Below are 22098 nucleotides of genomic sequence, written 5' to 3'. Positions count from 1 at the left end.
CGCCAAGGGTATTGTTACTATTTAGAAGAAGAATAACTTAAAGGAGTGTGGCTCATGTCAGCGGAAAAGTTCCAGGTTGATCAAGAAGAATCGGAAGAATCCATACAGCTTCATATCAGAGGGGAGTTGGATTTGGCGGCAGCTCTAACTTTCCGGCATGCACTCGAAGAAGTTGTCCATCGGGCGGATAAAGCGTTAATCCTAGATGTAGGGCAGTTAAGGTATATTGATAGCACAGGCATTGGCATTGTGGTTTCAGCGTTGAAAATTAGGGATGAGCTGAAAGCGCCTTTCAGTGTTCGCAATATTCCGGCCAGCATCAGAAAGCTCTTTGATCTTACGGGCATTTCCGGATTCCTAAACGAAGGGATCGAAGGCAGAGCATGAATGTCGTTCGCTTAAAGATACCCGCTACAGCGGAATACTTAGATATCGTCCGACTCAGCCTGTATGGCATTGCCAGCAAATTAGGATTTTCCTATGAAGATATTGAAGATATGAAAGTAGCCGTGTCGGAAGCTTGCAACAATGCGGTGCTGCACGGGGAACCGGAGAGCGGCCATGCTGGGCAAATTGAGATTAGCTATGAGTCCAGTGACGGGAAATTGGTTGTGAAAGTGAAGGATGACGGTGCAGGTTTCAATTATCAAGAACAGAGTGAGAATGCGGCACCGCTAACAGGAGCTTCACCTAGCGAACTTCAGCCCGGTGGCCTTGGCATTTATTTGATGCAAGCGTTGATGGACGAGGTTGTCGTCAATACGGATGCGGGGACCGAGGTTACACTTGTGAAATATGTGCAAACACAAATAACGGATTGACGGGAAACCGTCAATCCGTTATTTTGTTCATCTCTTATTTTCCCAAGAAGGCTTCCAGCATCCAGCTGTGTTTCTCCAGGGATGAGCGAATGCCGATGAGGAGATCTGCCGTGGGCTGATCTTTACTTCCTTCAGCGAGCTCAATGCCTTCGGTCAGTTCCGAGCAGACGAGCGAGAAGTCACTGGCCAACTGTTTCACCATCTGTTCAGCCGTCTCGTCATTTGTGGCTTCTTTGACGGAAGCCTTCTCCAGATGCTGCGTCAAGGTTGCCGTAGGGATCGCGCGAAGCGACAGCATTCTTTCGGCGATTACGTCAAGATGCAAGCCAGCTTCGGTATACAATTCCTCGAATTTGATATGTAAGGTGAAGAAGTTTTCGCCTTTTACGTACCAGTGGTAATTATGAATTTTCATATACAGAACAGAGAAGTTGGCGACTTGCTTGTCCAGAATTTCTGTAATCGGATTTGCTTTCGTTGCGACTTTTACCATGTGAAATCCCTCCATTTAATTCGTATAGGTGTGTATAGAATAACAATACCCAACCATAGGAAGGTTGAAACAAGAGAAAGTATAATGAAATTTTCTTGGGTAACCTGTTTCATCCCTAGACAAGGAGGGTAACTATAAGTAATTAAGCAGACAGGGGTGATGGAAATGTTAATACAAATTAGTGCGATAATCGTTGCCGTTGCGTTTGTATTTCTCGTCTTTTACTTGATACAAACCTTGAAATCACTGAAGCATTCCTTGGATGAGATCACATCAACCATGGGCCAAATGAAAAATGAAGTGACACAAATCAGTTCAGAAGTCCAGGATGTTATTCTCAATACGAATGAGATGGCCATAGATGTACGCGTTAAGTTGGCTAAACTTAATCATCTTTTCGGCTCCGTTAACGATGTTGGCCAAGTCATTCATGAATTAACAACTTCCGTGAAACAATCGGCAACAAGCTTGATTTCAGCTGTGAAGCAAACGAGTATAATGAAAGAAGGAGCAAAGCCAAGCCCCAAATGGCAAGCGATTATTCAAGGCGCAGCGATTTCCTTCGATATGTGGCAAAAAATGAAAACCAAAAAATCACCGCATACAGGTGTTATGAAATAGTGAGAGGGGTCATCTTGTGAACGCAATACGCAAATTTACGGTCTATAAGCAGTCAAATGGCAAAGAGAACATTATCTATTTAAGCGGGGAGCTGGATTTGTCCGCCGCATCCGAGCTAGCGGCGGTGCTTGATTCGGTCGTTAATCAAGAGAATCAAAGTCTTACGCTGGATTTAAGAGAGCTGCGCTATATCGATAGCACCGGAATCGGCATGTTCGTTTCTGTGCTCAAAGTGAGAGCATCCATGAAAGCAGCCTTCCATATTCAGCATATTCCGGCCAAAATTCAGCGGTTGTTTGATTTAACAGGCGTGTCACGATATTTCGTGAACGGCAATTCGCCAACGGCAAATCAGCGTGCGACAGAAAGGAAAGAAGAAATCATATGACGACCCTATACATTGGCCTTACAATACCGGCAAAAGCGGAGTATTTAGACATCGTTCGCTTAACGCTTTATGGCGTTGCCACCAAAGCTGGTTTCTCCTTTGAAGATATTGAAGATATGAAAGTAGCCGTGGCTGAAGCCTGTAACAATGCGATTCTTCATGCTTACGATGATCAGATTGGAACCGTTGAGGTTCAGTTTGAGCATAGCGAGGGCTATTTGAGAATATCGGTAAAAGACGAGGGCAATAGCTTTAATTATGTCCAAACAGACCCTGATGAAGCTACCCTGCATCACAAGTCAATCAGCGAAGCGACAGTTGGTGGTTTAGGTCTCTTCCTGATGCAAGCCCTGATGGATGATGTGCAGGTACGCACGAACAGCGGTAAAGGGACTGAAGTTATTTTGTTGAAACATTTGGCAGGGCAGCTGAATAGAAAAGAGGAAATGGTATGAATGCCAATGCATCGTCCTCAAAGCCTATATATGAAATGTATTTGAAAATGAAAATCTACAGAGAAACTGCTTGCCAAGAGACGGCTACGGCACTGCTGCTGCATTATGAACCTATTGTTCGTATGGCAGTCGGCAAGATGTCGCGAAGCCGTCCTGATTTGTATGAAGATCTATTTCAAGTTGGGCAGATGTCGATGCTCCGGCTTTTCACTAATTATGATAGCTCGATGGAAATTCCATTCGAAGCCTATGCGATGAAAAGCCTGATTGGTCACCTCAAAAATTATTTGCGTGACAAGTCGTGGTACATACAGGTTCCCAGACGGATTAAAGAAAAAGGTTCAATGGTTCAACGGGCATTGGATGAATTGACGGTCAAATTCGAACGTTCGCCAAGCATTGATGAAATTGCTGCTTATTTAGAGCTGAGCTCGGAAGAAACGATTGAGATTCTGGCCGGCCGTGATTATTATAATTATACGTCCTTGGATACACCGCTCACGAGCGAAGGCGACAGTGCCACGATTGGGGATATGATTGCAGGTCCAACCGACGATTATACCACCTTGGAAAGACGAATGGACCTTGAGGAAGCCATGACGTGCCTGAAGGAAGAAGAACGCACCGTTATTGGCCTCATCTACCATGAAGGGCAATCGCAGCGGCAAATTGCCGATCAGTTGGGAATTTCTCAGATGAGTGTATCACGTATACAGAAACGGGCAATAGATAAGCTAAAGACAGTTATGACTGAGAACTCATAGGGGGGCACGTTGATGCAAGGCAGCCAATTTCGTTTGGAACACGGGAAAAAAGTGCGTTTAGCCAATATGGATCCGAATGAAACAGGATCGCTTCACGATCGAGAAGAGGCGGAACCCAATATCGAAAGGTTGAAGGAACGATTAGAAGCTCTGCAAAATATGCTGTACGCCGAGAAGAAGCAATCTGTTCTCTTTGTGATTCAGGGCATGGACTGCAGCGGCAAAGACGGGGTTGTTAAGCGAGCGCTGGGTGGCTTGCATCCGCAAGGCTTTCAAGTCCATAGCTTCCGGACACCAACAGAAGAAGAAGAGGCGCATGATTTCTTATGGCGAGCACACAGAATTGTGCCGGCCAAAGGCATGATAGGTGCATTTATTCGTTCTTATTACGAAGATGTTCTGATCACTAGAACACATAAGTGGATCAGTGAGGCGGAAGTGAAGAAGCGGCTCAAACATATCAACCGTTTCGAGAAATTGCTGGAGAGCAGCGGCGTGAAGATTGTGAAGATTTTCTTGCACATCTCCAAGGATTTCCAACTTGCGAAGCTGCGAAACCGCTTAACGGATGAAACGAAGCGATGGAAATTCGATAAAAACGATCTTGTGGAGCGCGAATCCTGGAGTGCTTATGAGGAAGCGTATGAAGATGTATTCAAGCAATGCAGTACGGAGTCAGCTCCCTGGTATGTCGTGCCGGCTAATCACCGTTGGTACCGAGATCTAGCTGTTCTGCAAATCGCTGTCGACGCGTTAGAAAGCATGCGATTAGCTTATCCGGCTTCTGATCCCGAGTTGGATCAATTGCTTGAACAACTGCAAGAATAATGGGGAATCTTCTCTATTAACTCCTTGAATATGGTATAGTGAGAGTAGTAGAATGTTAACATAACATTCGGTGCGAACTATACTAGGAGGCAATCATGCTTAAATCTTTGCAGGTGAATATACGGGCCAAAATTATAGTTGGATATGTATTTATTATCATATGCTTGGGCCTCTCTCTTCTTGTTGTAAGCGACCGTGTCAATTCCCTCCAGAAGGAAGTTGATTTCGTATCCAAGCATGATATCGAAGTACATGATCTGCTGAATCTAGTTCAGAAAAATATGCTGGATATGGAAACAGGCATGCGCGGTTATATCATTACGGGAGACTCTCAGTATTTAGAGCCCTATGACAGCGGCAGCCGAACATGGCTTGATAACTATAACAAACTTCATCAATTGCTCGATGACAACCCCGCGCAGCAAAGAAACTTAGAACAGATCAAGCCAACGATTCAAAACTGGGTCAAGAATACCGGAGAAGCTATGATCAAGGCGAAAACGGATAATAATCAGAAAGCGATCAATGATTTTTTTAGCCAAAACAATGGCAAAAAGGTGATGGATCAACTTCGTACGATGTTTGACTCCTTTTTAATAACTGAGAATAAATTAACCGTTGCTAGAGTCAACCAGTTAGCTGAAAGCAATAGTAATCTTCGTATTGTTCTTTTTTCCGTTTTGGGCATTATTTCAATTTTTGCTATTGTTGTGGCCTTATTGTTATCTAGTTCGATTACCAATACGATTAAACAAGTCATTCGAACCATTAAAGCCATTACGGCCTCAGAAGGCAATTTGAAGACTAGAATCGAAGTGAAGACCAATGACGAGATCAAAGAGCTGGCCGAAGCCACCAATGATTTGTTGGCAAGCTTGGAGAAGCAGAGTTGGGTTCAGATACATTTAACCGAGGTTGCTACCTTGTATCAAGGAATCAACGAAATTAAACTATTGAGCGAAACCTTCGTAAGCAAGCTTGCTCCGCTGCTCAATAGTGTATATGGCGTTGTTTATTTGCGTCAAAATATCGAGGGTCATTCGCATTTTGTGAGAACAGCGAGCTATGCGGCTGCGGGGGAAGACCCTTCGGCGAACAGCTTCCGGTTAGGTGAAGGAATCGTCGGGCAATGCGCCTTGGATCAACGGATTTTCCTGATGGATAATCTGCCGGAGAACCATGTGAAAATGACGTCCGGCTTAGGGGTTTCCGTACCGCGTGCTCTGCTTGTCGCGCCCATCATGGTCGATGGCCACACCGAAGCTGTCATTGAATTAGCTTCGATGCAGCCATTCCAATCCCAGCACCTTACCTTGATGGATTCACTTCAAGAGAAATTCGGTTCGGCGATTGTCAACGTACGCAGTCGAATGGAAGTCGAGCGTTTGCTATCGGAATCGCAGATGTTGACGGAAGAGCTTCAAGCGCAGTCTGAGGAGCTTCAGGCGCAGTCGGAAGAACTTCAGATGCAGCAGGAAGAGCTGCGTATGACCAATGAGTTTCTAGAGGAGCAAAACCATTTCTCTGAGCAAAGAGCGCTGGAATTGAAGAAAGCCAAAGACGAATTGGAAGAATACTCACTGAAACTGCAAACGAGCTCGCAGTACAAATCCGATTTCCTGGCCAATATGTCCCACGAGCTTCGCACACCGCTCAACAGCATTATGATTCTATCGCAAATGCTGGCCGAGAATAACGGCGACATGCAGATGTCCGAGGTTGTTGATTATTCGCGTGTTGTTTATGCAGCAGGGAATGATCTGTTGGCGCTCATTGATGATATCCTTGATTTGTCCAAGGTAGAAGCGGGCAAAATTGAAATCATGACTGATGAGTTCAACGTGACCGAAATGCCGCAGTTGATGAAATTAATGTTTGATCCTGTTGCGGAAAAGAAAGGCTTGGATTTCGCAGTCCTCTTGGAAGAAAATGTGCCGAATGTTATGCTGACGGATGGTCAGCGCTTGCAGCAAATCGTTAAAAATCTGCTTTCCAATGCTTTCAAATTCACGGAGCAAGGCTCCGTAACGATGCGCATTGCTCTGGCTGAGCCATCTCGTGTGCAAGAGCTTCTCCATCGAGATCCGGAAGAGCCGGTACTCGCTATCTCTATTACGGATACAGGCATAGGGATTCCAATCGATAAGCAGCAGGTCATCTTTGAAGCTTTCCGTCAGGTGGATGGCACAACGAACCGTCAATATGGCGGAACTGGACTTGGTTTATCCATTTGCCGTGAATTTACACGCTTGCTGGGTGGATCGATTGTTGTCAAAAGCGAAGTGAATAAAGGCAGTACGTTCACGCTTTACATTCCTAACGCTCCGGAATCGGATCAAGAGGAACATATGACGGGATATCCGGCTGGCGAGATTGCCGCGACAGGCGAACATGCCGAAATCGTGACAATAGAGGCTTTGTCTTCGGAATTCCTCGATCTGACGGATGAGTCTCCGGTGTCAGAAGCGATTAAATCGGATGCCCAGCTGTTCCAAGGCAAAAAAATCCTGCTGGTAGATGACGATGCGCGCAACGTATTCGCACTGGTCACAGCGCTTGAGATGAAAGGCGTGACCGTGGATGTAGCGGATCACGGCAAACAGGCGCTGGAGATTTTGCAAGCGCAAACGGAATATGATCTTGTGTTGATGGACATCATGATGCCTGTCATGGGCGGTTACGAAGCGATGCAGGCAATTCGAGGCCAATTAATGATGAAGGATCTCCCTATTATTGCGTTGACAGCCAAGGCAATGAAAAGTGAGAAGGAGAAATGCCTCGAGGCCGGCGCATCCGACTATATTACGAAACCGCTGAATATGGATCAACTGTTCTCGCTCATGCGGGTATGGTTGACGAAGCAGGTGAAGAAGCGTTGAATCACACGGATGAGCCCGGCGAATTGAACGAGCTGTCTTACAATGATGAACTGCAAAATGTTGAAATCAATTTGCTGTTGGAAGGCATGTATCAAATGTATGGCTTCGATTTCCGCCATTATGTGCGCTCCTCGCTGCGCAGGCGAATTCTTAATCGGATGAGAGCAGAGAAGCTGCCGACGATTACTGCCGTTTTAGAAAAAATATTGCATGAACCCGGTTTTGTGGATTTGCTGCTGAATGACATGTCGATCCGAGTGACCGAAATGTTCAGGGACCCTAGCTTCTTCCGTGCTTTCCGTACGTATGTGGTTCCTGAGCTGCGGAAGTATCCCGAGATTCGTATCTGGCACGCCGGCTGCGCAACGGGTGAGGAAGTGTACTCGATGGCCATCCTTATGCAGGAGGAGGGATTGGCGGAGAAAACGCGGATTTATGCGACGGATATGAATGAGAAAGCGATTGAATCTGCGCAAAAGGGAGCTTTCCCGCTGAAGCAGATGCAAGCTTTTACCAAGAATTACTTGGATTCCGGCGGCGAGAAAGCGTTCTCGGAGTACTACAAGACGGACCATCAATATGCCTATTTTCAGCCATTAATGAAGGAAAATCTTATTTTTGCTCAGCATAATCTGGTGACAGACGGCTCGTTCAATGAGTTCCATGTTATCCTCTGCCGCAATGTGATGATCTATTTCGACAACAAGCTGCAGAAACAGGTACACAGCCTCTTCTATGACAGTTTAACGTCAGGAGGCTTTCTGGGATTAGGCAATAAGGAATCCATTCTGTTCATACCGGAAGGTGTGAACTATGATGAGTTCGCTTCTCAGGAACGAATTTATCGCAAGAAATAACGCACCGCTTTTGATGATAGCAATCATCGAAGGCGGTTTTTTTGTTGTAAACATAAGGTTGTTTCACAAGCTGGCGGAAGGTTTAAGTAAGAAGTAGCGCGTACCTTGGACATAGAAAGAAGGGAATAGAAATGAGCGAAGACTGGGATCGAGAGGAAATAAGCGGAGCTTGCACACCGGAGCAGTTGGTGCAGGAATTGGAGCAGGATCAGAGCACCCAGCTGGACATGGAACAGCTAGACCGAATTAAGCTGATGGTCAGAGAGTATCAGGGCAACATCAAATCGCATTTGACGCAGCAGCAAGAGAAAAAAGCATCATGGGCGGATCGTCTAGCTGATCATATCGCGACTTTCGGCGGGAGCTGGACGTTTATTGTGCTATTCAGCTTATTTCTGCTGGGTTGGATGGCTATTAATCTTACGGCAATCGCCTATGATAAGCCGCCATTCATTCTGCTCAATTTGATTTTGTCCTGTATTGCGGCCTTCCAAGCCCCTGTCATTCTAATGAGCCAGAACCGCCAAGCAGCGAGGGATAAGCAAGAGGCTATCCTTGATTTTGCCATTAACTATCGTGCCGAGCAGGAGAATATCGAACTGAAGACTCTGCTGGAACGTCTTGATCAAAGAATGGAAAGGCTGGAACAGCAAGGCTTAGAACGAAGTTTGGATAGAGGTCCAGAAGAAGAATAGCCTCATTATTTATATAAGACATGTTTCACGGCGGGGTCGAGCGGGTAATAAAAGACATAGCAAGATCAACACAAATTGAAAGTAAAGAGAGGGTGTTTCCTATGTTGGGTTGGGCCATTATGTTTCTCATCATTGCGCTCGTAGCTGGTGTTTTCGGATTTTTTGGGATTGTCTCAGCAGCAGTAGGGATTGCCAAAGTCTTATTCTTTGTCTTCCTGATTATGTTCGTGGTATCCCTGATTTTCGGCAGACGCAGAAGTATTTAGTTCCGTTGACCACCGCTTCAACCTTATAAATAAGATGCGAAAGAGGAGGAATAATCATGAATACTTATACTAGAGTGAGTGTGACGGCGAATCTTCAAGAGGCGCAGAGCAAGGTGCAGCAGTTGTACAGGGAAGGTTTTGAACGGGACCACATCTATGTGCTGACGCATAGTTCCGAAGGTACCGACTTCGTGGCGAACTACACAGGTGCCGAGCAGATCACGATGGTTGAGGAAGGCGTGATTACCTCTATCGCGAACCTCTTCCGTTCTCGCGGCGATGAGCTGCGGGCCAAGATGAAAGCACTTGGCGTGCCTGAGGTAGAGGCTAGCCGGCTGGAGGGTGAGCTGGATAAGGGGAAAATCCTTGTGTTGGCTACACCAACAACAGAAGTGAATTCGTACAGCACCGAAGATTTTCAACGGACTATTTTATAAAAGTGAGTAAAAGGACTCCTTCTGGGAGTCCTTTTACGGTTTGCAACCGAAGAGAAGCCCTTACGACTCCAAGTAGGAGAGGTAAGGGCTTCGGATACAACGTTCATCGCCTGCTGCTTGTGTTCGATAAGGTTGGGAGCATCTTTAAATCCTTGACCATGGATGAATGACAAATTGGACATTCCGGACTATCCGCGAATGAAAAGTTATCCCTCATCCAACAGGAGCACTGCTCCGTGCTGCAGGTCCAGATGCTGGTTTGCTCTTCAGGAACAGGTTCCAACGATTTCTTTGAAAAGTACAATCGAACTCCTCCTTGTCATATTAGACTCAGACTCGCAAGCAGTTTATAGCAATATGTGGTGAAGGACTACAGCTTGACTACATTTTCAGCTTGCGGTCCGCGGTTACCTTGCGTAACTTCAAATTGTACGCGTTCGCCTTCATCGAGGCTCTTGAAGCCTTCTCCCGTGATGGCGCTGAAGTGAACGAATACATCCTTACCGCCTTCCATTTCAATAAAACCAAAGCCTTTTTCTGCATTAAACCATTTCACTGTACCTGTTTCCATGTAGACATAAACCTCCAACAATAATTTGTGCCTGCGCGTCTGTTCTTCGGGATCACACTGGATCCGGACAGCTTGTTAACGCAGCTTTGTTAATATATCCATTTAGTGGGAAGCTTATTCCAATTTCATCAAAAATTCATTTCTTATCAAGCTGGAAGGGGCGAGTGATTCATCCACTTGTGAAAAAAGCTCGCTCCGTCTTGGCCGGATAGACCACACGAGAGCGAGCTTAGCAGGAAAATAATTAGTGCCTAGTCAACGTGACGCTGTGCGTCTTGCTGTCAAATTCAATCTTGCAGCCTAGCTGCTCAGCTATGAAACGAAGCGGAACGAAGGTTGTGCCATTCTTCAGAACTGGAGCGCTGTCCATGGCAACGGCGACACCGTTCACTTGGGCAGACTGGCTGTTCAGCTCGAGAATAATCGTTTTATCTGTCAGCGCATCCGTGACCGTTATTTGCTTGGTTTCTTTGTTCCATTTCACTTCCGCACCGAGTCTCTCCGTAATGAAACGGACAGGCAGCATGGACACATTATCAGCATTAATATAAGGATGGCTTGCATCATAGGAGGAGTTGTCATCCTCGGATGGACTCATCAGCAAATGAATTTCCCTTTTGGCCACTTGCAGATCGTTTCTCAAAAAAGAATAGGCTTGCGAATCCTTTTTGAAATAGCTGAGAATCGAGCTGCTGCGGGCTGTTGCCTCGCCAAGATCCACGGCGTCGCTAGCGGGCGTAATCAGGTTTGCTTTTACAGGCTTATTGATATTCCATATGTCATTGACATATGTGAGCTTAACTTCGCTTATCCCTGTGCTTGCATCGGTAATTGGGAACGAAAGCTCTGTCCGCACTTTGCGAATTTGTTTATCACTGTCCACGAACAAGTCGGTTTTCAGCACCGTCTTATCGCTCAGGAAGGCTTGGGCTTGGGGATCCTTTACCGAAGAAAGCGAAGACGCTACCGTTGTGTCCCAGTCCTTGAGCCATTTCTGCAGACCTTGTTGGATCGTTGTAAAAGCAAATTCGACCGCTAATGTTTTATTATCGAGATAAGCCTTCATTAAATCAGGGAACGGAGAAGAGAACTCATCATCATCTTCCTCCGAAGCTTTCATCTGCTCCTTGAAGATCGGAACCAGAACATCATAGAGCTGCCCGAGCAATTCCTTCATGCCCTTCTCATCAGCGAGGATGCTGGTCAGGAATGCTTTTAACAGCTGGACAAGCTCGCTGCCCTTAATCTCCACATGCAGCTTCTGCAAGGAAAGTGTCTCGGAATAAACTTGCTCAGAAACCGATGAGACGGAAATTTGTTTCGGATTTGGCGCATTGGCGATAAGGAATTTCGTCAAGGCTGGTGTAAGAACGTCTCTTGTATCCATCAGCTGTTTTTGAACGCTGGCGGTAAGCTCAGTAGGAAAAGAGCCTCCTTGTGCTTTGGCCAAATCAAAGAAAATTTGCTTTTTTGCCCCTTCAATTTGGAGCGCGAACTTCGTGTCATTCAAGCTTGCCTGAAAAGGGATCGAACCCTTGCTGTAAGTGAGGGCACCGTCAACGGATATGACCCGTTTATCCTGCATGCTAACGTTGTTTAACTCTAATTTCACATCTTTCAGGACGTCCAATATCGCTTTATCACCTGCTGTCAGCGTACTTGTATGGCTGGGGACAAGCTCTAGGCGAAGCGACCCTTTGGACTGAGCGGATTGAACAAGGGTATTGTTCTGAATCGCTTGTGTCACATCCAGCCCTTGTATGGTTTGGCAACCCGTTAAGGCAAACAGCATCAGAACTAATGTGGCGGCTATCCACGAAGTCAATTTCTTTTTTTGCATCTCTCGAATCTACTCCTTATCTATTACTATAATAGCTAGTGAAAATAGCAGTGATAGATTATACGCAGGCGAAGGGGAAAAGATGCGCTTAAACAAGTAAAATTAACCAAATGGTGGGAGGGGCAATAAAAAAAGCTCGCCGCTCGCCGGTGTATAGGACCGGATGAGGGCGAGCTTTGCTCATTAGGAAAGCAAAACAATAACCAAAAGCTCGAACAGAACGAGCGTCAAAATTTGATTATATTGGGCAGGTGTATAAAGGGGTCTATGCTGACCGTGATATTGATTATGCGGTGTTACATGGAGGTAAGCATGGTGGCCATCGACGTTCATCAGAACACCTTCATGCGTATGTCCATCTACGGTTGTGACACGAATTGTCCGGCCGACATGAGGGTGCAGGCTGCCCATCATCATATCTCTCTTTTGCTTTAGCGTGTGCTGCCAGTTTGGTTCTGCTTGGTAGATGACATGTTGATTTTGAAACCCTTGCCCCTGTTGACCGTGACTTGGATAACCTTGATGACCTTGCTGATACATGGGATTCGTATACATAACGTTCGCTCCTTTGCCGTGTGGCTGCTCTGGGCAGCAGGCTGTTTGCCTAGGTTCCTTACTAGACTATTCAGCCGCACGCAAAGGGTGTATACACGAATGCCCATCAGCTTCAAATTGTTTGGGCTAGTCGCGCTTAATCGTAACGACACGGGTGTCGTCGTTGAAGGATACGACGCCGCCCAACTGCTCGGCAATGAAACGAATCGGCACAAACGTTGAGCCGTTATGGAGCGTTGCCGGGCTATCAAGCTTAGCGGACGTGCCGTTGACACTGGCATTGGTGCTGTCCAGTTTTAGAATAATCGTCGCACCGGATAACAAATCCTTGATCGTTACCTGCTGCAATTCGCCGCTCCAGCCTACATCAGCGCCAAGCTTTTCAGAAACGAAGCGGACGGGAACCATCGTGAAGCCATCGGAGTTAATGTAAGGCTGCGGTGCATCCGTGGCAGGTCCCGTAGTATTCAAGCTAACTTGCTTCTTGGTGACCTTCAAATCATTTTTGAGCAAGGTGTAGATCAGCGATTGTTTATCCAAGTTATTCAGGAAGCTGTAGATCGCTGAAGCATCCGTCCCTACTTGCAGTGCCCCTCCTGAAATATCGATAGATGCCGCTGTAACAGGCTTATTTATATGCCAGGTTTCACTAACATAAGAAAACTTTAGACCGGAGACACCTGACGTATTCGGAAGCGGCAAACTCATGGAAAGGGCTTGCTTGCGAACTTGCTTGTCGGCATCCGCATAAATATCCACTTGCAGGGCGGATTTATTGTTGAATAGGGCTTGAATTGGCGGATGACCTTGCTCCAAGGAATCGTCTCCAGCCAACATACCATCTACGGAAGCCGAGATTTTCTCCAGATATTCGCGAACGCGTGGATACACGAGCCCAACTGCCAATTGTTTGTTGCTCAAGACTTTCAAAGTGAAATCTGAAGAGCCATTGTTGATTTGTTCTTGAATAACCGGAGAAAGTACGTCGTACAATTGATTAATCAGCTCTTTCAGTCCGGCTTCATCAGCTAGAATATTGCTGAACAGCTTTTTGAGAAGCGAGGTCAGTTCAGTGCCCGTAAGCTGGATGTGAGCTTTTTGCAAAGACAGCGCTTCGCCGTTTACTTTATCCGTAACGGATTCAACAGAAACGTTCGACGGATTCGCTGTATTCGCTAAAATAAGCCCAATAATCGCTGGTTTAATTTCTGTGATTTTGTTGCCTAATGGCTCTTGCAGCGCTTTGGGCAGCAATTCTAGGAAGGATAAATTGGAACCGCCCAACAGATCGAAAACGACCGGCTTCTTAGCGCCTTCGATACGGAGCAGGAGCTTGGTCCCTTCCGCCAAGAGGTTGAAAGGAATTGCCCCTTTGCTGTATGTAATCGTACCATCGGCCGACAGATGAGCGGCATTTTGTGTCTTTACATTGGTGAGGTCGATTTTTACGTTCTGCAGAGCGCTGAGCACTTTTTGCTCGTCCGCAGATAACTTGGAGATGTCGCCGGGCAGAAGCTCTACTTGGAGCGAGCCCTTGGATTCGGAGGATTTCACGGACCAATCATTCTTGATGACGCCAGCGATGTCTAAACCTTGTACCGTCTGGCAGCCTGTTAGCGTAATAAGCATAAGAGCAAGCAGTGAGGATACCCACCAAGTCCATTTCTTTTTGTGCATGTGGTGATCTACTCCTTAGTTTTTAATAGGAATTTCAACGAAAAGATGTCGAAAGTTTATACGCTCATTTAAGGGGAACGATTCGGTGCAAGAAGTATTTTTTTTCGGACGAAACCTTTTATTCCCAGAAACGTCTATATTTATGGGTGTGTATGACTTGCTATGCAAGCTTTCTGAAAAAAACTAGGAGGAGGTGAAGTCTATGATGACTTTGTTTGCCATATGTTTTTTCGTGGGACTTGCGCTTACCCTGTTGAATACATTTTTCGGCGGTGATTTCTTCGAGTTTCATGCCGATCATGGTTCAGCTCATGGCCATGGGGGACCGTCCTTTTTTAATTTATCTTCCATTTTGGCCAGCTTAACGGTGTTCGGCGGTATCGGCTTTATTCTTAATAAAGTGGGGATGACGAGCAGTTTGCTCATTCTGCTTATTGCGATTGGTTCAGGTATCTTCATGGGTTGGCTCTTCTTCCTGCTTTTTGCCAAAGTCATCTATAAGCACGATGATAGTATGAAAGAGAGTGATTTCAACCTAAGCGGTCAGCTGGGGAAGCTCTCTGTGCCGATTCACGGAACAGGGACAGGGGAAATGATGTTCGTTATGCAAGGAACGACACGCACGATCAGTGCTCGCTCTGAGCAGGGGGAATCCATTCCCAAAGGGGCGAAGGTCCTCATTTTGCAGATGAACAAAGGTGTTGCTACTGTCACGAGGTTTACCGAATAAACTAGCTTAGATGATGGATTAACGGGAGGTTATACGGTTATGATGACAGTTTTGTATGCAGTGATCGCGATTGTTCTTGTCGTTTTTATCTTACTAGCTTCAATTGTCAAAGCCTACAAGAAAGTGCCGCCGAATGAAGCGATGATCGTGTATGGTTTGGGTGGCAAAAGAGTTGTGCAAGGCGGAGGTACATTCGTTATCCCTGGCTTTCAGAGCTATAAAACAATTTCGATGATGCTGATGAGCTTCGATGTGAAGCCCGATCAGCCGATGTTCTCCCAGCAGGGAATTCGTCTCAAAATTGAAGCGGTGGCTCAGATCAAAATTCAAAGTGATCCCGTCGCAATCGGAACCGCTTCCGAACAGTTCCTGGACCATACGCTGCTGGAGCGGGAATTGATGATTCTGCATTCCGTTGAAGGGCATCTTCGCGGATTAGTGGGGCAATTGACCGTTGAATCGATCCTGAAGAATCCGGATGAATTGAACAGCAAGATGAGAGAAACGTGCTCAGAGGATTTGGATAAAATGGGGCTGAGCCTCATTTCCTTCGTGCTCAAACGTGTAGCCGATGATCAAGGGTACATTGAGAATCTCGGCGTACCTGAAGTAGAGCGCATTCGCAAAAGCGCCAGCATTGCCAGAGCCGAGGTCGAACGCGATATCCAAATCCGCCAAGCGGATACGGAGAAGGAGTCGGCGATTCGCAGGGCGGAAGCGCATCAGCTGAAGATTGAAGCCGAAAGCGCCGCTTCTGCGAAGGAAGCGCAGTACCGCAAAGAACTCAGCATGAAAGAAGCAGAGTTCAAGCAGGAGACGACGAGCCGGCAAGCGGAAGCGGATTTGGCTTATGAATTGAAGCAAAAGCAAATTCAACAGTCTCTCGTGACGGAGCAGGTAAAGATCCGGCAGATGGAAGCAGAAGCGAACAAGACCGTTCGCCAGATTGAAGTTGAGCTGAAGCAGAAGGAACTCGAAGCGTCTGTGATTAAGCCGGCGGAAGCGGAGAAGCTGGCGGCGATTATGCGCGCTGAGGTGAACAAGCAGCGGCAAATTCTTGAAGCGGAGGCCGATGCGGAGTCGACGAGAAAACGCGGCCAAGCGACGGCAGAGGCGGAGCTGGCCAAAGGGAAAGCGAACGCGGAAGTCGTTCGCTTAGCGGGACTTGCGGAAGCGGAAGCGCTGGAGAAGAAAGCGGAAGCCTACAAGCAGTACACGCAGGCAGCCGTTACCGTGGAAATCCTGCGGATTTTACCGGAATTGGCGGAGAAAATTGCCGCTCCTCTCAGCAACGTGGATAAAATCACGGTCATTTCGCAAGACGGCGCGACTTCAGGCGTCAATCGAATTACAGGCGATATCGCCAAAATGATTGCACAGGTTCCGGAAATTACGCAGACACTGACAGGCAAAAGCGTCACAGATCTAGCCCGCGCCTTCCTAGGCAAGGATAATGAACTCATTGTTGCGAAGGAACCCGAATAGTGTGAGAGAAAATGTCTTCAGCCCTAGGCTGAAGACATTTTTTGTTAGAAAAGAGTTAGATGTAAGGCGAAGCTTGTCGGATTGCTATACAATAGGAATATGAATTCGTATTTTGGCGGGATGGCAGGCTGGGTGGAAATGAGGATCGCATCATGCAGATATACAAGAAATTTCTACGAGATTTAATTCGTAACTATATATTAGGTTCGGGCATCGCGGTCATTGTAGTGGGCGGTGTGATTATTTCGACGACGTTATCGATTTCGAATGCGGAATTGGTACGTATTTTTTTGATCATGTTCAGCTCGCTTTGCGTAATGATGCTTGCAGAATTCATGGTTTTTCGTAGACACATGAAGCCAATCCGCGAGATGCTGGAGCAGGAGCATCCGGATTTGGTCGTGATTCGTGATGCCTACTTGCAAACCCATCGCTTTCCTGCACTTTCGGTGAAACGGATTCTTGGTCCGCATTTCTTGGGATTGTCCCTTCCTGCGATGACGTTGGCTTACGTAGGGATTATGATGGGCTGGCTGTCTTTGCCCGCGTACTACATTGGGCTCGCGGGCATTGGTGCGGTGCTGGTGGCGAGCATGCATGCACTGTTGGAGTTTTTCTCGACGGCTCAGGCTATTCGCCCAGTGCTTGTGCATATACGGCAAGTCGGTCAGCGCCTGTACGGCGAGAATGTCTCCTTGGATGGACGCGTGATCGTGTCGATTCAGCGGAAATTCCAACTCAGTGCGTTCCTGATTGGCACCATGCCGCTGTTTCTGTTCAGTTTGGCGACGCAAATTCGCCTAATTTCGCAGTCCTCCAATCTCACAGCCGATTATTGGAAATGGGCGGGCATCATTCTCTTGCTGGGCGTCGGCTTCTCCTCGCTAGGGGCGCGGATGCTGACCAGGGACATTCAACAGCCCATCGAAGATTTGCACAGAGCAATGAAAGAAGTCCAAGCCGGAGATCTTCAGGTTCGCGCTTCCGATTTATATTCGGATGAATTTTCGCGGCTTGTTGCTGGCTTTAATCATATGGTCAAGGGGCTTGAAGCCCGCGAACAAATGAATAGTCAACTGCTGCAAAGCTACTATGCCACCTTAGCTGCGGCGCTCGATGCGAGAGATGCTTATACTGCCGGGCATTCGACGCGAGTGGCCAAATACTCGTTAATAATTGGCCGAGCGGTTGCCTTGAATGAACAGGAGCTCGATCTCTTGAACAAGACGGCGCTGCTCCACGACATCGGCAAAATCGGTGTGCGCGACGATGTGCTTCTTAAGGAGAGTCGGCTTACGGACGAGGAGTTCGAGCAAATCAAGCTGCACCCAGTGCTAGGTGAGTCCATCTTGAAGCAAATTGAGCCGACGGAAGCTATGGCTCCCCTGCTTCCCGGCGTGCGCTCCCATCATGAGCGCTACGATGGCGGCGGATATCCAGACGGCCTGAAAGGCCTGGATATCCCGGAGTTCGGCCGCATCATCGCGGTCGCGGATGCGTTCGATGCGATGACGTCCGATCGCCCGTATCGGAAGGGGATGGCGGTCGAGAAGGCCATGGCCATTCTCGCCGAAGGCAAGGGGACCCAGTGGGATCCCCGGTTTGCCCAAACGTTTATTGATGTTTATAAGCTTTAGGAGCGGAGCCCGATGCATGTGTTAGGCGGCGCGATGGCGTGATACAAGAGGCGCCTGTTTGCTTGGAAGGTCAACCGGAGAAGCGGGTTGGCTTTCTTTTCGTTGGGGAAAGTGCCCAGGATTTGCGTGTGTTGGGTAGATGAATAGGGGAGAGCTTCGAAAGGGAAGTAGGTTCCGCTATTTGTCGGGAATCGAGGGCTTTTCGCTGCGAAGGGGAACTACGATACGCTATTTGGAGGTTTTGACCTCTATGGAGGCTCGATTGCTTGAAATAGAGGAACGTAGTTCCGTTTGCACTTTGTTTTTGGTGAATCTTGGACAAATAGAGGATCATAGTTCCCTCCAAATAGGATAATACTGGCGAGCGGATACAAGTTAATCTGTCTGGCTGCTGCGCAGCGTGATTTTGGGTGAGGGCTGCACAAGGGCGAGTTGACAGAATAACCTTAGGCGGATGGGCAATTCTTGTGAATGCCGTTATAATGGTAGCATGAGGAAAGAAACATGCAGGAGGTGCTCCTATGGATGAGTTACGCTACCCCATTGGATTGTTTGAACACGAGGGTGAAATCACAGAAGAGAAGTTGCATACATGGATGGCCGATATTGCATCGACACCTGCTCGGCTGCGAATGGCTGTCGCTGGGCTGTCTGACGAGCAGTTGGACACACCGTATCGTGCAGGCGGGTGGACGCTTCGCCAAGTCGTACATCACGTCGCAGACAGCCATATGAACAGCTATACGCGATTCAAGCTGGCGCTGACGGAAGAAGAGCCGACGATCAGACCGTATTATGAGGAGCGGTGGGCTGAGCTAAGCGATGGCAGGTCAGCTCCGGTGGAACTGTCGCTTGTTCTGCTGGAGGCGCTGCACAGCCGCTGGATGATCCTGCTGCAGGAGATGCAGCAGGATCAATTTGCCCGCGCCTTTGTACATCCAGAATCAGGAAAGACCATTCGTTTGGATTGGAATGTCGGCCTTTATGCATGGCATGGCAATCATCATATTGCCCACATCACGCGTTTTCGGGATCGCAAAGGCTGGCAATAGCTAGGAAAGTCAAAAAAGGAGCGATCAACAAGTACAAAAACTACTTGTTGATCGCTCCTTTTCATTCACTTTCATGTCATAGGGCACTTAACTTTATGGCAAGTGTTCCACTCTCGTCGACCTCGTACTTACTCGCTTGCAGAGACACGCTTCCCTGTGTTGTCCGATAAATACCGATCAACTTTGTCGATCCATTCCTGCACATAGTGATCTGTAGCCCATTGTGCCATAACAAGCTGCTCACCGGGCAGCAGGTCCAATGCTAATTGCGGTGCGTTGCCCGGCGCTTGCGCGTACGGGTAGAACTTCAGCTGGTCTCCCTCGAAGATAACGACCATATCGTTCAGCGGAGACGTTAGGGCATCGGTCGCCTGCGGCCAAGCAGCTTTAATGTCGTTCCAGGAGCAGCAGAGATCGTCGTGATTGACGACTTTGTCCGGCAGCTCGCGTGGCAGGTCATGCAGCACATAGCTGTCAGGCGCAGTACTGCCAACTCGCGGGGTTTCGGCAATCTTGCCAACCCAGCGGCCAGGTTCGCGTTTCACGGTCCAGCTTTGACCTGTGAGCTCGCTTTTGGGCGCGACAGGACCGCTCATAACGCGGGGAAGCATTGAATTGTCGCCCATGCCAAACACTTCGGACAAGGACACGTGGTTCTTGTCCACTGGTTTGTTATAGAACTCTAAAGTATGGCCTTCCTTCAATTGTGGAAGAGTACGCACCCAGATGCGATCTGCTTGGTAAGGCGTATTGCCACGAAGAGCTTGCTCCGATTCTGCGATGGACACATATTGATTCCCTGCAAACAACAGGGTTTCCACACGATTCAGCTGTTCATCAGGTTGATCGACGAAAACTTCCGGTTTCACCGGTTGGTCAGCCAGATGGGCAGATAAATAATGGAATTCACCTGTTTTGGTTCGTTGAACAAGGGAGTCGATTTTCCAGAAATTTTGCTTATAAGGCATCAGAATTCCTGGTCCCTCAGATGTCTTCTGCAGCTGCCCGCGAACGGGAGCAATCAGCATAGTTCGATAAGTACTGTATGGCATACCTTTGAGGCCGCGCCCTGCCATACTGCTAGTCGGTTCATGCTCGGTCCTTAAGCCAATAAGGAGTGCTGTGCTTATCGGTGACGGCACGGAGCTGGCGGATGCTGTCGTCGTCATAACCGAGGCATCCATGGCAGGTGCTGCATCGCTTTGGGTATGAATGGAACGCCAAGGGAAGATCAGTAACGCTGCAGCGATAACCCCGACCCCGGCGAAGCAAAGAAAGGGTTTGAACCTCGGCTTCTCTCGTTCCTTTTGCTCAATCGCTTTCTCGATGTTGCGTTGAAGCTTGGGAGTAAAGCCGGGCTGCTCAAGCGGTCCTGATTCCAACTCCTTATGTAAGTCATCTGGATCAGGATTGTTCAAGCGCTTCACGCTCCTTCAAACTGATCACCTTGAGTCTGGCATGGTGAAGTCGGGATTTAACGGTTCCCTCCGAAATCTTGAGAATGGCGGCCATTTCTTTCGTTGAAAGCTGATAATGGGCATGCAAAATTAGAATCTCCCGATATTTTGGCGGCAGAGAAATCACTTTTTTCCATATATCACTGGCGTATAATTTCTCCATGGCTTCTGTTTCTGCCGAGTGAGATGTGCCCGCGGATTGAATGAAGCCGACAAGCGTAACTTTGCGCCAGAATGCTTTGCGTAGATAGTCGTAAGTCGTATTTCGTGTAATGGTCAGCAGCCAGGTTTTCACCGAGGCTTCACCGCGGAATGTAGTAAGATTGCGATAAACTTTTAGGAAGGCATCTTGCGTAATATCATCGGCTAAGTCTGAGTTCCGGCAAATACTGAAGGCATAATTCCATACGTCGCTTCCATAAGCTTCCATTAAATTGCGTAAAATTGCTTTTTGATCCGTTGTTTCAGATACATACTTTAAATAATCAAATACATGGACACCGGTCGTCTCCATACTCTCACCTCTCTGAATTAGACGTTACAAGTTCAAAATAAGTTCTTTTTTTGCAAAACTTTTTTTAGTTTCCGCACCTTAAGCTGGTGCTATATGATTCGAGAACGGATGGGCATTTAAGTCGGATAATCATGTTGAAATTGGAAATCGCAAAAAGGTCGAAATGCGAAGGACTTTGGATGCCGGGCAGAGAATCGAAGAGATAACTTCTTTTCGTAGCTGTAGAGAAGGGTATACAGACAAATATCTAAGGTGGGACCCATCAGAAGCTGGCGGAATCTTTGAAAGCGATGGTTAGTGAAGAACGTCAGTGGGTTGATGAAATTAAGGAACAGTGCCAACCGTATATTGCAATATTCGACAAGGTTGTCACGCTAAATAGCATTCAGAATAAGTATACGGCAGAACAGCTCAAGACGGAATACAAAATTTCTAGCGTAATTGTCGTTATAATGTCGTTATTGCTCACATTCGACAACTGTCTCGGGGGGGCTTTCTATTGAGGAGGAAGAAGGTGGGCTATGCAGCAATTGGAGCATCTATCGAGGTAATGAATCGGATTGAGCAGCCGGTGGGGGTCTCGACCGTTATTATTGCTCGCCTGGGGGAAAGATCGCGGGATATTTTGTGGATGTGATTGCAGGGATTGCTTCCCAGACGAATTTACTTGCTTTGAATGCTTCGATTGAAGCTGGCAGTGCGGGTGAACAAGGCAAAGGATTCGCTATTGTAGCATCGGGAGTAAGGAAGCTGGAAGAAGTAACACATGCCATTATGAAAAGCATACAAGGAGATGCCCTGGCCTCAGTTTCTCGATGCATGGGGTCACGCAGGAGGTGCAGCAGATGAAGAAGTCGGGAGATATGTTTAGAGGCATTCTAAATGCCGCCAATATATCTCCGAGCAGGTGCAGGGTTTTGCCGCATTTGCGGATCAAATGTCTGCCGGAGCGGAGGAAATATCAGCGATCAATGCGGAAATAGCGCGGCAATCCCAATCCATTTGCATGTGGTGGAAACGATTGATGGCTCTGTGATCGATCTTGCAAAAACAGTCAGAAGAAGTGCAAAAAGTTG

General features: G+C 47.4%; 25 protein-coding genes and 1 pseudogene. 18 read left to right on the top strand and 8 right to left on the bottom strand.

Going from position 1 to position 22098, the window contains the following annotated elements; all coding sequences use genetic code 11:
- The first annotated feature begins 54 nt into the window (after positions 1 to 54).
- Both BC351_RS09250 and rsbW (BC351_RS09245) read left to right on the top strand, forming a co-directional pair.
- A complete protein-coding gene (locus tag BC351_RS09250; RefSeq protein WP_079411027.1) occupies positions 55 to 387 on the top strand; it encodes an STAS domain-containing protein in 333 nt (110 codons plus the stop codon).
- The gene (gene rsbW, locus BC351_RS09245; RefSeq protein WP_079411025.1) at positions 384 to 821 is read left to right on the top strand and encodes an anti-sigma B factor RsbW; all 438 of its coding nucleotides are present in this window, start codon (positions 384 to 386) and stop codon (positions 819 to 821) included. Before BC351_RS09250 ends, rsbW (BC351_RS09245) begins: the two co-directional genes overlap by 4 nt.
- A gap of 34 nt (positions 822 to 855) precedes the next feature.
- Here rsbW (BC351_RS09245) and BC351_RS09240 read toward each other — a convergent pair whose 3' ends face one another.
- Entirely contained in the window at positions 856 to 1314 is a 459-nt protein-coding gene (locus tag BC351_RS09240) for a Dps family protein (RefSeq protein ID WP_079411023.1), read from the bottom strand.
- Between the two features lie 165 nt (positions 1315 to 1479).
- On the opposite strand from BC351_RS09240, the gene BC351_RS09235 reads away from it, so the two are divergent.
- From BC351_RS09235 to BC351_RS09190, 10 genes are all read left to right on the top strand, one after another.
- Positions 1480 to 1935, top strand: a complete 456-nt coding sequence (locus BC351_RS09235) for a DUF948 domain-containing protein (protein ID WP_158082025.1) — start codon at positions 1480 to 1482, stop codon at positions 1933 to 1935.
- Positions 1936 to 1951: 16 nt separating this feature from the next.
- Positions 1952 to 2323 (top strand): STAS domain-containing protein, encoded by a 372-nt coding sequence (locus BC351_RS09230; protein WP_079411018.1) that lies wholly within the window; start codon positions 1952 to 1954, stop codon positions 2321 to 2323.
- Positions 2320 to 2778, top strand: a complete 459-nt coding sequence (rsbW, locus tag BC351_RS09225) for an anti-sigma B factor RsbW (RefSeq protein WP_079411016.1) — start codon at positions 2320 to 2322, stop codon at positions 2776 to 2778. The genes BC351_RS09230 and rsbW (BC351_RS09225) overlap by 4 nt, the downstream gene beginning before the upstream one ends.
- The gene (locus tag BC351_RS09220; RefSeq protein ID WP_079411014.1) at positions 2775 to 3542 is read left to right on the top strand and encodes a sigma-70 family RNA polymerase sigma factor; all 768 of its coding nucleotides are present in this window, start codon (positions 2775 to 2777) and stop codon (positions 3540 to 3542) included. The genes rsbW (BC351_RS09225) and BC351_RS09220 overlap by 4 nt, the downstream gene beginning before the upstream one ends.
- A 12-nt stretch (positions 3543 to 3554) precedes the next feature.
- Positions 3555 to 4370 (top strand): PPK2 family polyphosphate kinase, encoded by an 816-nt coding sequence (locus tag BC351_RS09215; protein ID WP_079411012.1) that lies wholly within the window; start codon positions 3555 to 3557, stop codon positions 4368 to 4370.
- 95 nt (positions 4371 to 4465) lie between these two features.
- Positions 4466 to 7249, top strand: a complete 2784-nt coding sequence (locus BC351_RS09210) for a CHASE3 domain-containing protein (RefSeq protein ID WP_079411009.1) — start codon at positions 4466 to 4468, stop codon at positions 7247 to 7249.
- Positions 7219 to 8106, top strand: coding sequence for a CheR family methyltransferase (locus BC351_RS09205; protein ID WP_079411006.1), 888 nt, complete (start codon positions 7219 to 7221; stop codon positions 8104 to 8106). Before BC351_RS09210 ends, BC351_RS09205 begins: the two co-directional genes overlap by 31 nt.
- 131 nt (positions 8107 to 8237) lie before the next feature.
- The gene (locus BC351_RS09200) at positions 8238 to 8801 is read left to right on the top strand and encodes a DUF1003 domain-containing protein (protein ID WP_208629663.1); all 564 of its coding nucleotides are present in this window, start codon (positions 8238 to 8240) and stop codon (positions 8799 to 8801) included.
- Positions 8802 to 8902: 101 nt separating this feature from the next.
- Positions 8903 to 9067: a DUF1328 domain-containing protein gene (locus BC351_RS09195; protein ID WP_079411004.1), complete on the top strand. Its 165-nt coding sequence runs from the start codon at positions 8903 to 8905 to the stop codon at positions 9065 to 9067.
- Between the two features lie 56 nt (positions 9068 to 9123).
- Positions 9124 to 9504 carry a YflT domain-containing protein gene (locus BC351_RS09190; RefSeq protein ID WP_144028324.1) on the top strand — a complete coding sequence of 127 codons (381 nt, stop codon included), beginning with the start codon at positions 9124 to 9126 and terminating at the stop codon, positions 9502 to 9504.
- A gap of 103 nt (positions 9505 to 9607) precedes the next feature.
- Here the strand turns inward: BC351_RS09190 and BC351_RS09185 are convergent, their stop codons facing one another.
- The 5 genes from BC351_RS09185 to BC351_RS09165 all read right to left on the bottom strand — a co-directional run bounded on the left by BC351_RS09185 (position 9608) and on the right by BC351_RS09165 (position 14147).
- Positions 9608 to 9808, bottom strand: a complete 201-nt coding sequence (locus BC351_RS09185) for a cold-shock protein (RefSeq protein WP_079411000.1) — start codon at positions 9806 to 9808, stop codon at positions 9608 to 9610.
- A gap of 66 nt (positions 9809 to 9874) precedes the next feature.
- Positions 9875 to 10075, bottom strand: a complete 201-nt coding sequence (locus tag BC351_RS09180) for a cold-shock protein (RefSeq protein WP_079410998.1) — start codon at positions 10073 to 10075, stop codon at positions 9875 to 9877.
- 244 nt (positions 10076 to 10319) lie between these two features.
- Positions 10320 to 11915 (bottom strand): copper amine oxidase N-terminal domain-containing protein, encoded by a 1596-nt coding sequence (locus tag BC351_RS09175; protein WP_079410995.1) that lies wholly within the window; start codon positions 11913 to 11915, stop codon positions 10320 to 10322.
- 183 nt (positions 11916 to 12098) lie between these two features.
- A complete protein-coding gene (locus BC351_RS09170) occupies positions 12099 to 12470 on the bottom strand; it encodes a hypothetical protein (RefSeq protein ID WP_079410993.1) in 372 nt (123 codons plus the stop codon).
- 126 nt (positions 12471 to 12596) lie between these two features.
- Positions 12597 to 14147 carry a stalk domain-containing protein gene (locus BC351_RS09165; protein ID WP_079410990.1) on the bottom strand — a complete coding sequence of 517 codons (1551 nt, stop codon included), beginning with the start codon at positions 14145 to 14147 and terminating at the stop codon, positions 12597 to 12599.
- 202 nt (positions 14148 to 14349) lie between these two features.
- On the opposite strand from BC351_RS09165, the gene BC351_RS09160 reads away from it, so the two are divergent.
- The 4 genes from BC351_RS09160 to BC351_RS09145 all read left to right on the top strand — a co-directional run bounded on the left by BC351_RS09160 (position 14350) and on the right by BC351_RS09145 (position 19051).
- A complete protein-coding gene (locus tag BC351_RS09160; protein ID WP_079410988.1) occupies positions 14350 to 14877 on the top strand; it encodes an NfeD family membrane protein in 528 nt (175 codons plus the stop codon).
- A 39-nt stretch (positions 14878 to 14916) separates the two neighbouring features.
- Positions 14917 to 16362 carry a flotillin family protein gene (locus BC351_RS09155; RefSeq protein ID WP_079410985.1) on the top strand — a complete coding sequence of 482 codons (1446 nt, stop codon included), beginning with the start codon at positions 14917 to 14919 and terminating at the stop codon, positions 16360 to 16362.
- A gap of 152 nt (positions 16363 to 16514) precedes the next feature.
- Positions 16515 to 17999: an HD domain-containing phosphohydrolase gene (locus tag BC351_RS09150; protein ID WP_079410983.1), complete on the top strand. Its 1485-nt coding sequence runs from the start codon at positions 16515 to 16517 to the stop codon at positions 17997 to 17999.
- 521 nt (positions 18000 to 18520) lie between these two features.
- A complete protein-coding gene (locus tag BC351_RS09145; RefSeq protein ID WP_079410980.1) occupies positions 18521 to 19051 on the top strand; it encodes a YfiT family bacillithiol transferase in 531 nt (176 codons plus the stop codon).
- Between the two features lie 128 nt (positions 19052 to 19179).
- Here BC351_RS09145 and BC351_RS09140 read toward each other — a convergent pair whose 3' ends face one another.
- Entirely contained in the window at positions 19180 to 20469 is a 1290-nt protein-coding gene (locus tag BC351_RS09140; RefSeq protein WP_079410977.1) for a hypothetical protein, read from the bottom strand.
- Positions 20456 to 21022, bottom strand: a complete 567-nt coding sequence (locus tag BC351_RS09135; protein WP_079410974.1) for an RNA polymerase sigma factor — start codon at positions 21020 to 21022, stop codon at positions 20456 to 20458. The genes BC351_RS09140 and BC351_RS09135 overlap by 14 nt, the downstream gene beginning before the upstream one ends.
- 514 nt (positions 21023 to 21536) lie before the next feature.
- On the opposite strand from BC351_RS09135, the gene BC351_RS43855 reads away from it, so the two are divergent.
- Both BC351_RS43855 and BC351_RS44595 read left to right on the top strand, forming a co-directional pair.
- Positions 21537 to 21659, top strand: coding sequence for a hypothetical protein (locus BC351_RS43855; protein WP_279628322.1), 123 nt, complete (start codon positions 21537 to 21539; stop codon positions 21657 to 21659).
- Positions 21650 to 21781: pseudogene (locus BC351_RS44595) on the top strand (methyl-accepting chemotaxis protein); the annotation flags it as partial. The gene BC351_RS43855 and the pseudogene BC351_RS44595, both read left to right, overlap by 10 nt.
- Positions 21782 to 22098 lie beyond the last annotated feature (317 nt).

This window comes from Paenibacillus ferrarius (assembly GCF_002027705.1).
Taxonomy (GTDB): domain Bacteria; phylum Bacillota; class Bacilli; order Paenibacillales; family NBRC-103111; genus Paenibacillus_E; species Paenibacillus_E ferrarius.
The sequence above is the reverse complement of the archived record's forward strand: the minus strand, read 5'-3'. Positions and strand labels throughout refer to the sequence as shown.

Bases quoted from the DNA above. Each gene is read 5' to 3' on its own strand.
- BC351_RS09205 (WP_079411006.1), top strand. From the start codon at position 7,219: ATGGTTGACGAAGCAGGTGAAGAAGCGTTGAATCACACGGATGAGCCC.
- BC351_RS09250 (WP_079411027.1), top strand. From the start codon at position 55: ATGTCAGCGGAAAAGTTCCAGGTTGATCAAGAAGAATCGGAAGAATCC.
- BC351_RS09135 (WP_079410974.1), bottom strand. From the start codon at position 21,022: ATGGAGACGACCGGTGTCCATGTATTTGATTATTTAAAGTATGTATCT.
- BC351_RS09200 (WP_208629663.1), top strand. From the start codon at position 8,238: ATGAGCGAAGACTGGGATCGAGAGGAAATAAGCGGAGCTTGCACACCG.
- rsbW (WP_079411025.1), top strand. From the start codon at position 384: ATGAATGTCGTTCGCTTAAAGATACCCGCTACAGCGGAATACTTAGAT.
- BC351_RS09175 (WP_079410995.1), bottom strand. From the start codon at position 11,915: ATGCAAAAAAAGAAATTGACTTCGTGGATAGCCGCCACATTAGTTCTG.
- BC351_RS09170 (WP_079410993.1), bottom strand. From the start codon at position 12,470: ATGTATACGAATCCCATGTATCAGCAAGGTCATCAAGGTTATCCAAGT.
- BC351_RS09195 (WP_079411004.1), top strand. From the start codon at position 8,903: ATGTTGGGTTGGGCCATTATGTTTCTCATCATTGCGCTCGTAGCTGGT.
- rsbW (WP_079411016.1), top strand. From the start codon at position 2,320: ATGACGACCCTATACATTGGCCTTACAATACCGGCAAAAGCGGAGTAT.
- BC351_RS09220 (WP_079411014.1), top strand. From the start codon at position 2,775: ATGAATGCCAATGCATCGTCCTCAAAGCCTATATATGAAATGTATTTG.
- BC351_RS09235 (WP_158082025.1), top strand. From the start codon at position 1,480: ATGTTAATACAAATTAGTGCGATAATCGTTGCCGTTGCGTTTGTATTT.
- BC351_RS09145 (WP_079410980.1), top strand. From the start codon at position 18,521: ATGGATGAGTTACGCTACCCCATTGGATTGTTTGAACACGAGGGTGAA.
- BC351_RS09190 (WP_144028324.1), top strand. From the start codon at position 9,124: ATGAATACTTATACTAGAGTGAGTGTGACGGCGAATCTTCAAGAGGCG.
- BC351_RS09240 (WP_079411023.1), bottom strand. From the start codon at position 1,314: ATGGTAAAAGTCGCAACGAAAGCAAATCCGATTACAGAAATTCTGGAC.
- BC351_RS09160 (WP_079410988.1), top strand. From the start codon at position 14,350: ATGATGACTTTGTTTGCCATATGTTTTTTCGTGGGACTTGCGCTTACC.
- BC351_RS09155 (WP_079410985.1), top strand. From the start codon at position 14,917: ATGATGACAGTTTTGTATGCAGTGATCGCGATTGTTCTTGTCGTTTTT.
- BC351_RS09165 (WP_079410990.1), bottom strand. From the start codon at position 14,147: ATGCACAAAAAGAAATGGACTTGGTGGGTATCCTCACTGCTTGCTCTT.
- BC351_RS09210 (WP_079411009.1), top strand. From the start codon at position 4,466: ATGCTTAAATCTTTGCAGGTGAATATACGGGCCAAAATTATAGTTGGA.
- BC351_RS09215 (WP_079411012.1), top strand. From the start codon at position 3,555: ATGCAAGGCAGCCAATTTCGTTTGGAACACGGGAAAAAAGTGCGTTTA.
- BC351_RS09150 (WP_079410983.1), top strand. From the start codon at position 16,515: ATGCAGATATACAAGAAATTTCTACGAGATTTAATTCGTAACTATATA.
- BC351_RS09180 (WP_079410998.1), bottom strand. From the start codon at position 10,075: ATGGAAACAGGTACAGTGAAATGGTTTAATGCAGAAAAAGGCTTTGGT.